Here is a 14,661-nt window from a genome sequence, read left to right as displayed (position 1 = left end):
CCCCTACTGAACTGGTAGGGGGAGTAATCTCATTTTGTTAATCAATAAGTTGATACACCCGTATCAGAAAATCAGCCGTATAATCTTTTGGTTCTGACTGTTGTAATGTATTTTTAACATCCACAGAAGCTCGCCATGCAAAAGGGGTCATTTGTAATAATGCAAATGCTTCATCCCCTGTTAAGTGCATTGAGTACTTTAAATTGGTTTCATCCACTAATTTAAATTGCGGCAAGGCTTCTTCTTTAATTGGATGTAATTTAACCTCACTATAAATCAACTGTTTCAATTCCTGTAAGTGTTCAGGAGCCGGTGTTACAGTAATCAGTATTCCCGAACGTTGCAGAACTCTAGCTAATTCTTCCGCTTTGCAAGGTGCATAAATACGAACAATTGCATCAATACTTTGTTCAGGGAAAGGCAAACGGTGACTAGAGGCAACACAAAAATTGACTGATGTATAGCGTTTTGCTGCATAACGAATAGCGGCTTTTGATACATCTAACCCAAAAACAGCTTTAATTGCCCGCTGTTTTATTAAGCTTTGCATAAAATAGTCAGTGTAATACCCTTCTCCACAACCAATATCTAATACATTTTCACTCTGCTCAGAAAGGTATTGCGCTAATTTCTCAGTCACACATTGACGCATTGGATCATAATGACCTGCATTTAAAAATTGCCGCCGAGACTGCATCATTTCGGCACTGTCACCAGGATCCTTAGAACGCTTATGTTGTACTGGCAGTAAGTTCACATAACCTTCTTTTGCACGATCAAATTGATGGTTATTGGAACACTGCCAACTATTATTATTCAACTTTAAAGGACTAAAACACAGGGGGCATTGATAGCTCATAACAGGTATATCTTGATAAATAAAAAGCAGTATACCATATAGATTCAGCGCCACGGGCTGTATATTTCCCATGGCACTGAGACTGGATTGACATTAGTGGTGGCTCATTAACCTTTAGTAGAGTCTGGAGTCTTTTTCTTTACTGGTTGATTATGAGCTTTGCTGTTGCTCGATGAATGCGATTGGCTACTTTGCTGTGTTTTCACCGTAGGCGATGTTTTCCCCTCTTTTGCTGTACCTGCAGCGAGTGCCGAACCCGAAATGGCTAATGACAATACCGTCGCAATTGCTAATAACTTTTTCATTCTAAATACCTTCAAATTTATGTATACAAGGATGTTCTTGCGATATCAATAAATCATATTTTTTAAATACACTACAATAGGAAAAACTTAAAGATTTATAAATTTTTTATAGGTTATTTATGAGGTAATATTTATGCGATTTGTTGATGTTCTATTTACTTTATTAACAATGAGTCTAATGATAGAAAATTCCTTTTAGTGATAACTTTATTTTCTTTACCTATTCATTTTTATTAAAAAAATAACACCAATTACTCATTGATTTATTTATCCAACAAAAACAATAAGATAACAAAAGGCGAGACACTCACAAAAACCAATTGAATTTATTTATTGAGTAATATCATGATAAAGAAGCCATTTTAACGCCTCAAAGTAAATATAAAAAACCACATAACTCAAATTGCAATATTTTAAATTATCCGATAGGCAAAAAATCAAAAAAATCGTCATCTATTGGCTGTGAAATATCAATGAAAGCTCAACAAGGAGTCAATCTATTTTTATTTTCCAAATTAGCTCTTTTTACATATAAAAACGATCGCTTGTTTTAATTGAGCGATCGTTTCATATTTATTAAGTATATTATTTGCTTAGATAGTTATTAATTGCATTAAAAACTAATGAGGCTTCTAACGGCTGCCCATCTTCTGCTGGATGAGCAACTGGCCATGTGGACCACTGAACAATGACTAGCTGCTCTTTTGGATTGACCACAATAATTTGCCCAAAAATTCCCAATGCCCACAATGTATTGTTCCCATCTAGGCCCTCTTTAGGTTGTGCATTTTGCATTTTTTGCGGAACGCTATTGTTCCACCATTCAAAGCCATAGATCCCTTCTGGGTAACTTGGATTCACCGAGTTTTTCGCTTGTACCCAGCTTTTAGACTCATTCACCCAATTATCCGGTAATGATTTGTGACCATCTGGCAAGACTCCATTCCCTGCAAAAAATAGCCCAAACTTACCCCAATCCTCTAACGTGGCATTAAAACCATGTGCCCCTGTATTATGTTTATTTAATTCATAGCTTTGCCATACCCCGTCGCTCGTCATACCAAAAGGTTGCCATATCTTATTTTCGAGATATTGTGCTATCGATACACCCGTTGCTTTTTCAAGTGTATCCCCTAATAACCACGCACCGCCTGAATTGTATTGCCACACTTCCCCAGCTTTTGCATAGGATTTTCGTTTAGGATTGATAACTAACTGTTGCACACACTCATAGATTTTCGGGTTTGCTTCACACTCGGTCATTTTGGCAAAATCTGAGTTTAGGTTTTCATAATCTTCCCCCCACTCAACCCCAGAGGTGTGTTGTAACAACTGCCTTATTGTCACATCTTCCCAAGCGGTTCCTTTAACACTTGGATTGTATTTAACGATGGCATCGTCTAATGAGGCTATTTTACCTTCCTGTAGTGCTATCCCAACTAGAGTTGAAACAACTGATTTTCCGACCGAGCGCGAGGTCCATAACGTTTTTGGCGTGTTTCCTTTACCATAATATTCAAAGACGACTTTTCCCTGTTTTATCACCATTAACGCGGTAACATCATTACGCTTAATATAGTCATCAAGGTTATATGTCATCCCTTTCAATTGGTAAGTGACATCAACTAAGTTTTGAATTTCTCTTTCTAGCGGTTTGGGATTAATTGCATGGAATACATCTCCGGGGTAAGAGCGGTAATCATTACGAAAACCAAGCAATCGTTCATTTTGATCCCATGTCAGCATGTCTTTAACATTTGGGTAGTGACTATCAACAGGCTGAGGGCATTGCGATAAAGCAGGCACATGACATTCGTTGTCAGTTTGATTTGCATAACCATAGAGCGATGTAAAGAATAAAGCCGAGAATAAACATACATTTACTTTGTATTTTTTCATAGGGTGACCTTTTATAATAATAACAACTAGCTCTTTTTATTGTCATTAATATCTTAGCGTTGGATTTTATTATCGCTATCGACCAAAAAGACGAAGGGATACGGCTCTTTTATGGGATTACTTTTAATCTTCAGCAGTACTTTGGTGATTAAGTTGTTTATTAATCTGATTTCTGATTTGATAACACAGAAATTTATTATGTAACTGGGGGCTTAATGGAAATTAGACTCGCTGTACCATCTGAAGCCGAACAACTTTGGTTTATCAGAAATAACGCGATTCGTCACTCTTGTAAACAAAGCTTTAGCCATAGTGTGATTATGGCGTGGACGCCAGACAAAATGCCAGAAAGCTATCGAACTATGGTGGAAGAAAATCCATTTTTTGTGGTTGTTAATGAGCTTAATATTCCAATCGCCACAGGTTTCTTAAACCTTAAACAGCACAGTGTTGATGCTATTTTTACTTTACCTGAATATTCAGGTTTAGGCGCAGCCCGTTTAATTATGGACAGGATCAAACAAGAAGCTAAATCCCGTCATATCAAACAACTCACTTTAGAATCGACACCTAATGCCGAACGGTTTTATCAAAAACAAGGGTTTATTTCTCAAAACAAAGGCCAATATTATTCTGCATTAGCTCAAAGCTATCTTCCTTGTATTAATATGACCTTATCGCTTTAGCAACCTATTTCAGCCGTTTAATGATGACTAAACGGCTTTATAATTTAAAAATCAGCAAATTCAGGAATGGCTTTTCTTCCATGTGATTCAAGAAAATCCAATACCCTGCGGGGAGTGACATTTAAGATCTGCTCTTGGGGAAAATCAATCGCGGTTAACATCTCAACCACTTTATCAAAATTACCTAAATATCCCGCATAATGTGAATCAGAGCCCAATGAAACCCAGCCACCCACTTCTTTCACTGCTTTAGCTATTGCCAGACAATTTGATTCACTGCCAACGCGAGAATGCAAAAATGATGAGTTATTCATTTCCAATGCGACATTACACTCTTTTGCTGCTTGAGCAACCGCACGAATATCAATCGGGTATTTAGGGTTCCCCGGATGCGTAATAATGTGTACTTTGCCGCTTTGAATTGTGGCAATCATCGCTTCTGTATTATCCGCCTGACTTTGTGGTGCAAGAACTGGTTCATGAAAGCCCGCTAAGATAATATCTAATTGCCTGTTCATTTTTTCATTACAGTCGATTTCACCTTGCTTATTTTTAATATTCGCTTCAATACCGTAGAGCAAACCAACGCCATTCACAATACGTGGCAAAATAGGCATATTGGCAAAATGCCACTGATGTGGAGCATCGTCCATTTCAGGGCCATGATCTGTAATGGCAAACAGTTTTATCCCTCTACGTGCTGCCTCGGAAAAATACTCATTAACCGTGCTATAGGCATGTGTGCTGGCAATAGTATGCGCATGCAAATCAACTTGATACATATGCTACCCTTCTAATTCTATTGTGTGCCTTCCGACACTATCAAATAATCAAATGATCATTCAAGCTAACATATCAAGATGTTATTACGATAGCGATGCCATAACTCATATTTTAATGGATACGCCAATATCAGCAGTGACACGCCTAAATAACAAATAAAAAGAGCGAATATCTACTCGCTCTCTTTTCCTACTGCAATGCTATCTTTAATCGACAAGAATACGTTTGTTGGTCGCTCCCCAAAGAATTGACATTTCAGTAAATAATGCTCCACTGATATCTTCAACCTCTTCGGCAGTGATTTCACCATTACCTTGTTTACCAAAGAAAACAACTTCATCTCCGGGTTGGACTTGCTTTAAGTCAGTCACATCGACCATCACGGTATTCATTGATGTTTTTCCTAATACAGGCACCGTCTGCCCATTAATTAATGCGTGCCCCGCATTGCTGAATACTCGGCGGTAGCCGTCAGCATAACCGACAGGAATATTAGCCAATACAGAGTCACGTTTTAGCGTATAGGTTCTGTCATAACCGACCGTGTTTCCTTTAGGGTAATGATTCACCGAGGCAATATTCGATTTTAATGTCATGACACGCTTATAGTCTTTCGTTGCTACCGTGTCACCATAGAAAATACCGCCAACACGCACCATATCAAGCCATGACTCAGGTACAGTGATGGTTGCATAGGTATTCGCCACATGCAAAATGACATCTTCACGCTTCAATCCAGTTACATCAAGGACTTGTTGTGACTGCTTTTTAAACTTCGCTAAATCTTTGCGGATTTGAGCCTCATCTTCTTCAGGATAATGCGACATGATGCCAACAACTTTTAGCTGAGGTAATTGAGCAATCATTTTTGCGTCATTGAGGCCTTGCGCATGACTCACTTCTAGCCCATTACGTGACATTCCCGCTGAATTCAACGCTAAATGGATTGGTATTACTTTATTTTGCTTTTTACCAATATCATTTAAACGCTGTGCCATATCGAGATTACCGATAAGCTCTTCAACGTCATAGGCTGTTGCTTGTGCCATTTCTTGTTCAGTGGCATTACGCACTCTCATCAAACGGCCTTTGAAACCTAACTCTCTGACTTGTTTAAATTCTTGATTATTTGTTAAGCCAATACATTGCACATTATTTTCAATCATCAGAGGCGTTACCAGCGTCAAATCATGACCATACGCATCCCCTTTCAATACAGCACAAAGCGATGACTTATCCCCCAGCAACGCCTGCACTTTTTTAATATTGAAATCGAGTGCACTACGAGAAATTTCTATCCAAGAATTATTCACAATAATGGGTTGGACTTGTGCGTCAGGGATCGCTTTGGTGTTGGTGTTTGCAGGTTGCTGGCAAGCTGTTGCGACCAATAGAGGAAGTAAAGCAAGATATCTCAACCGAAATGACATCTTTTATATCCTTAGTAATCAATGAAATAGATTCTCCAATAAATTATTTTTATAATTATGGAGAGTGAAAATATACATTTGATGCATATAGGATAGAAATAATATCAAGTTGAATATTTTGAACAAGCAATTAATGCAGTAAAAGTGAATAATTAATTATTTTGATTAAGGGCAAATAATAACCAAGCCATTCAACAAAACAAACATAACCATTTGATAAATTTACATTAAAAAAGGTTTTCCTATCGGCATTAGCTAAAAGTACGTTTCTATGACGCGCATACAAACCCGATTAATCATGCTATTTATCAACGTTATTTAGCCCATCATGGAAGTAACGTATTTAGTCACTTCCATAAAGCGAGCTTTACATCTAGTTATTTTGACGAATTGACAATATTAGTTAACTTTGTCAACATCCAAATAAGATTATCTAATAATGTCAAATTCGCATTAGCCTATATGGAGCGTGGATGTGCCAATAAAGATGCACCAAGAAGAAATTAATCAACGACAAACGCATATTTTACAATCTGCTCGTTGGTGCTTCTTAAATTTTGGATTTAAAAAAACCTCACTTGAGGATATTGCGAACAGAGCCCATCTTTCTCGTACACTGTTATACAAACATTTTAAAGATAAAGAGCAAATTTTTATCAACGTATTTGTTGAATGGTTGGTATCAAGGCAACCTAGCGCCAAAAAAGTGGCTCACTCACAACGCTCCTCACAAGAGCGTTTAATGCAAGTTAGCCAATTACTGATCCTCGAACCTTGGGCTGACAGGATAGGCGCACCGATGGGTGCAGAATTTTATGATATCTGTGAGCAGCTTGCCCCTGGTATTGTGCAGCAGCACCAGCAATTTATCCTGCAATGTGTTGCAGTCATTTTACAAGATGAGATGGCAGCAAAGGTCTTTTTATTGGCATTAAATGGCCAACTTGCAGATAACCCAACCACCACCGAATTATTTCAACGCACAAAAATACTCGTTGACTGTTTTACAGCTCCCGTTTCGATTTGTTAAAAAATCAGTCAATCACCATCATGTAGTAAATTGTTTTCCATATTGAAATTAAGAGCGCGGGGCTTTTTTAGTGCTCATATATTAAGGAGAATTACATGAAAAAGAACCTATTCGGTGCCACCTCCACCGCTGATGACGTTTTAAATAACATCGATTTAAGTCATAAACGTATTCTCGTTACAGGAACTTCTTCTGGTCTTGGCGTTGAAATTGCTAGAGCATTAACCGCACGTGGCGCTCATGTTATTGGTACCGTTCGCCATACTGCTAAAAGTGAAAAGCAAGCTCACGCTATTCGTGGCGCTAACCCACAAGGCAGTTTCGAGCTCGTTGAATTAGATCTTTCATCGCTTGCCTCTGTACGCACATGCTCTGACAACCTACTCGCAGCCGGAAAACCAATTGATATTATCATTAATAACGCTGGTGTGATGGCGACACCATTTGGTCATACTGCCGATGGTTTTGAAACTCAGTTTGGTATTAACCACTTAGGTCATTTTGTACTTGTTAATCGCCTAATACCTTTATTAAATTCAGGCTCTCGTGTTATTAGCGTTTCCTCAGCAGGACACCGTTTATTCGATTTTGATATTAACGATCTTAATTTCTCCTATACTGACTATCAGCCACAACTTGCCTATAGTCGTTCAAAGACTGCCAACATTTTATTTGCTGTTGAATTTGACCGCCGTTATCGCAATCTGGGTATTCGCGCTTGCGCTATTCACCCCGGTAATATTGCTACTAACTTGAGCCGCAATATGTCAGCCGAAGATCAAGCCGAAATTGGCACCATGATCAATTCACTTAACCAGCAAGCCGGTTTATCCAGTTTAGAAACTAAAACAATCCCACAAGGTGCAGCAACCACCGTATGGGCTGCTGCCGTCGCTGATGCGGATGAAATTGGTGGTCAATATTGCGAAGATTGCCAAGTTGCACAAGTTAATGATGGACCGGGTTTTTTCGGTCTTCGCACTTATGCTATCGACCCACAACTCGCCAAAGCATTATGGCTAAAAAGCGAACAAATGGTTGGTGAAGCATTTCCTCAGAATAGTTCACTGCCGATAACTTAATTACCCCTTTGCACGGTAAAAGTTATCTAGTCCATCCGCCCCTTTTCAATTAAGGGGCTTTCAGGCATGTTTGCCTTTACGCGGTTTATCAAAACAAATAAACTAATTTTTATAAAGTTCCATTTTAGTTACTTTAAATAAGTATTTTTATGCTAAAGTTCTTTTTTGGTTACACTACCAGCAACCTTTACTTAATAAAAATAAAGTACCATAATAGTTACATTATCGGTTATTTTTGCATTTAAAGTCACCAAATAGGGTCTTTATATGAATAATAAAATAAGTGCTATTGCACTTGCAGAGCAACTTGGAGAACGATTAAAACAGGCTCGCTTGAATCAAAACCTAACGCAATCTGAGGTCGCAGAATTTGCTGGTGTCGCACGTAAAACAGTTATCAATGCTGAGAAAGGTAAAGCGCAACTAGAAATTTTTATCGCTATCATGCAGGCTTTAAATTTAACGGAGCAACTTGATTTATTTTTACCTTCAAAACCTATTTCACCTATACAACTAGCTAAATTACAAGGAAAAAAGCGCCAAAGAGCATCTGGTCAGCGACAAGAGAATGAAGAGGAGCACATTGAATGGTAATGGAAGTTATTAATGTCAATTATCATAATCAAACCATCGGTGCACTCAGTTTTGATACAGAGAGAAAGATTGGTGCTTTTGAATACGAACCCAGTTTTCTCAAAAAAGGATTGAACTATCCCCTTTAAAAATGCCTTTGTCTTCAACAATATTTCGCTTCCCAGAATTAGACTTTAACACCTTTAAAGGCCTTCCTAGTTTAATCGCAGACTCCCTACCCGATGACTTCGGTAATGCAGTCATCGATGAAACGATTGAACATGTCTCGAAATGGCCAACGTTAGCGAAGGAATGGGATGTGCCAAAGTCATTAATCGACGAGGTAAACGCGAATTTAAGGTTGAACATTTAATAAGGCGGCAATCACTTTCCGACCATTCGATTAATACTTCTTCACGCGTAAAAACCATCTATCCATACTCCCTCTCTTAGCTAAGGCTTTGTATTTTATCGCCTCTTTAATGATGCTTAGCCTTGTTCTTAATCACCTAATAAAAAATTCAATCTTCAATTATCTTACGCTTAGTAAATTGACATTACGACATCATGATGTCATGATTAGCGAATGAAAATTGAACAAGAACACACTCCACTTTATGCTCAAGTCCAAGCGGCTTTAGCAGCTGACATCTCTACCGGTATTTTACCCCCCGGTAGTCAGCTCCCATCCGAAGAACAATTGGTCGAAAGGTTCAATGTCAGCCGAACGACTATCCGTAAGGCTATTGAAAACCTAGTTTCTCGTGGGCAAGTCGAAATCCGAAGAGGCAAAGGCACTTTCGTCACAGAGCCTAAAATCACACAAGAGTTGACCGAATTGACAGGCTTTGTTGAAGATATGTTGGCTCTAGGCCGTACACCAACGGCTCGTTTGCTCGGAACACAGGTCGTGCCCGCTAAAGCCGATGTCGCTAAGCAGCTTTCAGTTTCCACAGGCAGCTTGGTGATGCAAATTAAACGCGTCCGTCTAGCCGATGGTGTCGCAATGTCTTTTGATGAGACGTACCTACCACAGGAGATTGGTGAAAAGATCACTACGCATAACCTTGATGTTGAGCCAATTTTTTCTCTACTGGAAGATAAATATCACTTACCACTGACCGAAGCAGAATATCGACTTGAAGCGGTTACCGCTTCTGCTGAAGTCGCACAGGCTCTCAATATTCAGCCGGGGGGTGCTGTCTTTATGATTGAACGTACATCCTATACTCATGGGCATCGCCCTATTGATTACGAAAAACTCTATTACCGTGGCGATCTAATTCGTTTTGTGACTCGCTTGGTTCGACGTCCACGTGACCGTTCATGATAGGGAAATTAAGTCATGGGATCTTTATGGCTAGTTTTAGCTGCGTTTAGCGCAAGCGCCCTTGGCGGTGTATTAGGTATGGCAAGTGGTATCTTTATTGTACCCATCCTGATATTCATCTTTGGTATTGATATTCATATTGCGATCGGAGCAAGTCTTATTTCTGTGATTGCTTGCTCATGTGTGAGTGCTGCTCCCTTTCTTAAAAGACGCCTTGCAAATGTAAGATTGGCCATCGTTCTTGAAACGGCTACGACGATTGGAGCATTAACGGGTGTGTTTCTTATCGGAATAATTTCAACGCCAGTGTTATATGGGCTATTCGCTATTATTCTTGGGCTTTCTGCTAAACAAATGTTGACTCGAAGGCATCAAACACATCATGTCACTTCTCCACCTACAAGCTGGGCAAGTCGATTACAATTACACGCCAGCTACCCTGATCATGTCGGAAAAGAAGTCAGTTATCAAATAGGGCATTTACCACTCGGTATGTTACTTATGTACGGTGCAGGTTTACTTTCCGCACTACTCGGTATTGGTTCTGGTGTTCTTAAAATTCCTGCGATGGATTCTGCTTTACGACTCCCTCTTAAAGTTTCTTCTGCCACATCAAACTTTATGATCGGTGTTACTGCGACTGCCAGTGCCTGCGCTTATTTTGTTCGTGGTGATATCGATATTGATATTGCGGGGCCTATCACTTTAGGCTCGGTTATTGGTGCGCTCATTGGCGCGCGCTTACTGATGTGGTTACCAGCGGAAAAATTGCGGATCTTTTTCGTCATCATTCTCGCACTATTGGCAGTTCAAATGCTGTTAAGTGCTTTTGATATCCAACTTTTGGTTGAGTCTGTGTAGAATGAAGAAGCTCACAAGAAATATAGAAATACGGGATCAACTTATTGCGAATTTGCTCTGGTATGGTACATGGTTTGCGACAGTACTGATAGCCATCGGCGTTATTATCAATGCACTTGCTGCCTATTTCCCATTATCATTCGGCGGTTATCCCATCATAAAAATAGGTATTATTTTATTTATTTTTCTTCCTGTTGCTCGAGTCATACTCATGCTAGTGCTATTTTTACGTGAGCACGATTATCTCTACGCTACGATTGCTTGTTTTGTTCTATGTACAATAGCGGCAGGTGTATTTATTGAAATAGACCTCCCCTAGCCTGACGTGTTGTCTATTCTTCTTGGATCACAAAAGTTTATACGTCTGTTTTAGAGCCTTCTCTGTAGAAAATAAGGAACATTATTCACCAGATGGAAAAACTAGCCCAGATGGGAGTTTAGCGTACTTTAGCAATAACTAATCATAATCCTAAAGCAAATTCATTATATGTTTGATAAAAAGGAAACTCTCTATCCTGAATTTCAAAGAATAAAATGAAACGGTTCTATTTATATTTTTTGTTATTATTTTCAATATCATTACATGCCAATGAGCAATGCGATCTGATCGCTTCTATATATGGTGCTGAAGCTGGATTTAATTACCAAACAATGGTAGTCAAAGACGGAAGTAGAGCTTATTTTTATTCTGCACCGGATAAGAATTGCCGATTAGCAACATTTATTATTTCAGGTGATCAAGTAGAAGTCTTCCGTGAAATTGGTGAAATAAAGGGTGTAGAGTATTTATATATTCGTTATCGAGATATAAATAATCAATTTGTCACAGGATGGGTACAAGCACAATTTTTTCAAAGTCTGAAAAGTAAAATCACAACCTCTAAAAAGTGTGCGAATATAAAAGAACAACAAATCGGTATTAGTTTTCCTGTAAAGAATAATCACTATCAAATTATCGGTAATAAAAAAGCGAATTTTTACTCAGCACCTGATGACTCATGCATCGTTGACGACGTATTTGTTATCCCTGGAGACCAAGTTTCAGGGCAAGAAGATGCTGAAGGTACATTTATTCTTGTTAATTATTATACATCAACGGGTGAAATTGTTAGAGGATGGATAAAAAAAGAGCGGTTGTGGCAGTTAAATCATGGTGACAGTTATCGCAATGATATTAATCCATCCAGCCTTGATTTAGCCATTAGAGTTGTTTCGCTCTGGATGAATGTAGAATATTCCTGCCACTTTTATGAAGGTATAAATGATAATAATAGGTTTCGTTTATTAGTACGTGAAGATCACCAGTCGTCGCGCTGTCGAGGGGGAGGTGCTGATCCAGAAACCACTCCCGTTGTCGCTTATTTTGATATTGATAAAATAACAGGTGAAGTCGACTTTGATGGGCTAAACAATGAACTATAAGAATATAGGCGATATATTAAGGCTAAGAGATTTTTTGACTACGTAGATAATTAAAGCATTATTCGCTAAATTTTCTGAGTAACTAAGCTCAATTGGATTCTTAATTTTAATACTACCAATAGCTTGATCGCCCTTTTTAGCCGTTATTATTTCTGATAGCGTCAAAATTATCGGTAATTATCAACGATTAAAGACTGTTAAAAACAAAAAAAGCAACAGTAAGTAACTGATGCCTTTGAATTTATCGACAACTAAAAACTGTTATCAACAATAGCTAAATTATTCCCACTCAATTATCAATGATAAGAATATTCATTAACATAACAGCTAGTTAGAAAGGTGGATTTTCTCAGTACCATCATCCATACCATACGCAGAATTTTTTTATTTTTTGCTACTTGTCGATATTTTAGTTCAATTTTTAAACATAAGAGGAGAGTTAAATATATCAAAATAGAGTTTTTTGTTTCTTACCCTATGAGAGAAAAAAACTAAATACTTAAAAACAATCAGTAAAATTTATTTCCCGTTAAATTAATACCATGACAATGTTAGTCTTAAATTCCATAAATTAAATAAGTCATATGATAAATTTAATTTTGGCTCTAATTCATTGATAACAAATTCTTTTTTCATCAAGACTCAGTTTTTCCGTATTCAATGGAATACAGAGTGTGTTTTTTCAATGTTAAATCAGCTGTTTGAGGGGGAGATCACTAAAATCAAATGGAGATTATCTATATTTAACGCATTTCCGATTTGTTTTTCAATAAAACTCCATTTGGGGTGACTCCTTAAATTTTCTTTTTATTGTAACAAAGTAAATAAATCTTTTTTGTACTCCAAAACAGAAAGCCACTTATCACTGAGGAAACAACAAAAATAAAAGAGTAGGAACCAATAAATGAAATAAATATTTTTATAAAAAAATCATACATAGTCATATCAAAACAAGACTTTCTATATATGGACTCTTTTATGCAAGAATAAAAAAACCAACTTATCATAGGAACTAGTGTAGGTATGGCTAAATATATTAAAACTAGTTTAAATATGCTGTTTTTTTTTATGTAAAAATAAAAAATAAACACAGTAGATATGGTATAAATGAAGTAAAAAATTCCCATCCCATAATAGTAGTTAATTAATATGTCATGGATTTCGCCATAATGACCATAGACACGAAAAAAAGATTGTCGTATTACTAGTATATAATACGCAACAACACCTATAGCCATCGATAACCCCAATGGGAAAATGACTGATTTATTATTTGACATGAGGAAATAATACCTCTGGTGGTTTCATATCTAAAAGTTCATTTTTCACTCCCCAAGGTGTTCTAAATCCATCTTCTAAATTTTTAAATATCCCTCCGCTTTCCCTTAATACTCTGGAGACATTGGTTGCACAGTGAAAATGATCTGCATAATTATTATTAAATATAATATTTTTTAATCTTTCTGCGTGTTCACTTGGTATAGTGAACTGAATGACGACGAGATCATCGCTACTCCATTTATGGTACGAAAGATAAGTATCCCAATCAAAATCGGGATATGGCATAAATTCACCGGATCCCCTGTGAGCCATTTGATTTGCAAGGCATTTCTCACCACAGCCCATATATCCGCCTGATGGATCATATAAAATAGCTTTATCACCATCATCAATAACTAATCCAACATGACCTAACCAGTCATTATCAACCATGACATATATATTGACGGGATCTGTAATTATTGCAGTATAAAGTGGATTAGATGCCACAATCACAGGAATATCATAGCGATTTTGGTGTACATCAACGATTGGCCTAATCATTATTTAACAGCCTTTTGTGTGATGCTATAACCTGATGTACTTGCTGCAATGTGATTTATTGTAATACTTTCATATCGGAGAGATACTATTTCAAACGGTTGTAGCTCGTTATTTAGCAAGGAATTAGGGTGCTCGTTAGCAATTCGAATAATCGATGCCTTACTCAATTTTATTGTTTTGTAATGTAGTAATCCTCCGCTTTTATCAATACGATAAAATTTAAATTCACAGTCGAGTATTTCATTGTGTGATATTGCAGTAAGCAAGAGAGGTGATGATTTATCATCGGCTTTTGTTAGGATAAAAGGGGCATGAGAAACATTTTGCTGCCTACTGATATCATAGTTTGTGGAATAAACTAATATCTCGTCAGCATGTTCTGACTGATATCGATTTCCGATAGAATCATAACTTGAACAACCAGCTGAAATTAAACCCTGTTTTTGACCTTGCAATGTTAAATAGATAATGTCTGACATAACTCATCCCTAAGTTAAATTGATTTAAAGAATTAAGCCATTTTTTTGTTAAAACTTCCATAGGAATTTATGTGGAATTTTCGACATGAAATTAACGT

16 protein-coding genes are annotated in these 14,661 nt (G+C 37.5%); 9 read left to right on the top strand and 7 right to left on the bottom strand.

The window, feature by feature from the left end; all coding sequences use genetic code 11:
• Window positions 1–37: 37 nt before the first annotated feature.
• From rlmA to I3B46_RS10100, 3 genes are all read right to left on the bottom strand, one after another.
• Window positions 38–859: a 23S rRNA (guanine(745)-N(1))-methyltransferase gene (gene rlmA / locus I3B46_RS10110; RefSeq protein ID WP_104873646.1), complete on the bottom strand. Its 822-nt coding sequence runs from the start codon at window positions 857–859 to the stop codon at window positions 38–40.
• Between the two features lie 107 nt (window positions 860–966).
• The gene (locus I3B46_RS10105) at window positions 967–1,164 is read right to left on the bottom strand and encodes a hypothetical protein (RefSeq protein ID WP_004920458.1); all 198 of its coding nucleotides are present in this window, start codon (window positions 1,162–1,164) and stop codon (window positions 967–969) included.
• A 585-nt stretch (window positions 1,165–1,749) separates the two neighbouring features.
• Window positions 1,750–3,063: a serine hydrolase domain-containing protein gene (locus tag I3B46_RS10100; RefSeq protein WP_163762039.1), complete on the bottom strand. Its 1,314-nt coding sequence runs from the start codon at window positions 3,061–3,063 to the stop codon at window positions 1,750–1,752.
• A gap of 215 nt (window positions 3,064–3,278) precedes the next feature.
• Between I3B46_RS10100 and I3B46_RS10095 the strand changes: the two genes are divergently transcribed.
• The gene (locus tag I3B46_RS10095; RefSeq protein WP_053109985.1) at window positions 3,279–3,749 is read left to right on the top strand and encodes a GNAT family N-acetyltransferase; all 471 of its coding nucleotides are present in this window, start codon (window positions 3,279–3,281) and stop codon (window positions 3,747–3,749) included.
• A 44-nt stretch (window positions 3,750–3,793) separates the two neighbouring features.
• On the opposite strand, the gene I3B46_RS10090 is transcribed toward I3B46_RS10095, so the two are convergent.
• Together I3B46_RS10090 and alr are read right to left on the bottom strand one after the other, a co-directional pair.
• Complete coding sequence (locus tag I3B46_RS10090) at window positions 3,794–4,531, bottom strand: phosphatase (RefSeq protein WP_004920468.1); 738 nt, start codon at window positions 4,529–4,531, stop codon at window positions 3,794–3,796.
• Window positions 4,532–4,738: 207 nt separating this feature from the next.
• A complete protein-coding gene (gene alr / locus I3B46_RS10085; RefSeq protein ID WP_004920471.1) occupies window positions 4,739–5,962 on the bottom strand; it encodes an alanine racemase in 1,224 nt (407 codons plus the stop codon).
• Window positions 5,963–6,437: 475 nt separating this feature from the next.
• Between alr and I3B46_RS10080 the strand changes: the two genes are divergently transcribed.
• The 8 genes from I3B46_RS10080 (at window position 6,438) to I3B46_RS10045 (ending at window position 12,260) form a co-directional block, all read left to right on the top strand.
• Window positions 6,438–6,992 (top strand): TetR/AcrR family transcriptional regulator, encoded by a 555-nt coding sequence (locus I3B46_RS10080; RefSeq protein WP_231405919.1) that lies wholly within the window; start codon window positions 6,438–6,440, stop codon window positions 6,990–6,992.
• 95 nt (window positions 6,993–7,087) lie between these two features.
• The gene (locus I3B46_RS10075) at window positions 7,088–8,074 is read left to right on the top strand and encodes an SDR family NAD(P)-dependent oxidoreductase (protein WP_104873520.1); all 987 of its coding nucleotides are present in this window, start codon (window positions 7,088–7,090) and stop codon (window positions 8,072–8,074) included.
• 267 nt (window positions 8,075–8,341) lie between these two features.
• Window positions 8,342–8,668 (top strand): helix-turn-helix transcriptional regulator, encoded by a 327-nt coding sequence (locus I3B46_RS10070; protein WP_014656096.1) that lies wholly within the window; start codon window positions 8,342–8,344, stop codon window positions 8,666–8,668.
• A 136-nt stretch (window positions 8,669–8,804) separates the two neighbouring features.
• Window positions 8,805–9,020: a hypothetical protein gene (locus I3B46_RS21780; RefSeq protein ID WP_231405918.1), complete on the top strand. Its 216-nt coding sequence runs from the start codon at window positions 8,805–8,807 to the stop codon at window positions 9,018–9,020.
• Window positions 9,021–9,233: 213 nt separating this feature from the next.
• Window positions 9,234–9,977: a GntR family transcriptional regulator gene (locus I3B46_RS10060; RefSeq protein WP_014656098.1), complete on the top strand. Its 744-nt coding sequence runs from the start codon at window positions 9,234–9,236 to the stop codon at window positions 9,975–9,977.
• A 15-nt stretch (window positions 9,978–9,992) separates the two neighbouring features.
• A complete protein-coding gene (locus I3B46_RS10055) occupies window positions 9,993–10,838 on the top strand; it encodes a sulfite exporter TauE/SafE family protein (protein ID WP_060561059.1) in 846 nt (281 codons plus the stop codon).
• Window position 10,839: 1 nt separating this feature from the next.
• Entirely contained in the window at window positions 10,840–11,157 is a 318-nt protein-coding gene (locus I3B46_RS10050) for a DUF1634 domain-containing protein (protein ID WP_004920497.1), read from the top strand.
• A 215-nt stretch (window positions 11,158–11,372) separates the two neighbouring features.
• Window positions 11,373–12,260, top strand: a complete 888-nt coding sequence (locus tag I3B46_RS10045) for a hypothetical protein (RefSeq protein ID WP_053109978.1) — start codon at window positions 11,373–11,375, stop codon at window positions 12,258–12,260.
• A 1,269-nt stretch (window positions 12,261–13,529) separates the two neighbouring features.
• Here I3B46_RS10045 and I3B46_RS10040 read toward each other — a convergent pair.
• Both I3B46_RS10040 and I3B46_RS10035 read right to left on the bottom strand, forming a co-directional pair.
• A complete protein-coding gene (locus I3B46_RS10040) occupies window positions 13,530–14,084 on the bottom strand; it encodes a hypothetical protein (protein ID WP_004920507.1) in 555 nt (184 codons plus the stop codon).
• Complete coding sequence (locus tag I3B46_RS10035; RefSeq protein ID WP_053109973.1) at window positions 14,084–14,563, bottom strand: Hcp family type VI secretion system effector; 480 nt, start codon at window positions 14,561–14,563, stop codon at window positions 14,084–14,086. Before I3B46_RS10035 ends, I3B46_RS10040 begins: the two co-directional genes overlap by 1 nt.
• Window positions 14,564–14,661: the final 98 nt, after the last annotated feature.

It is taken from the genome of Providencia sp. 2.29 (assembly GCF_015832305.1).
GTDB classification, from domain to species: Bacteria; Pseudomonadota; Gammaproteobacteria; order Enterobacterales; family Enterobacteriaceae; genus Providencia; species Providencia stuartii.
Note: the sequence above shows the minus strand (reverse complement) of the source record. Positions and strands in the feature narration are given on the sequence as shown.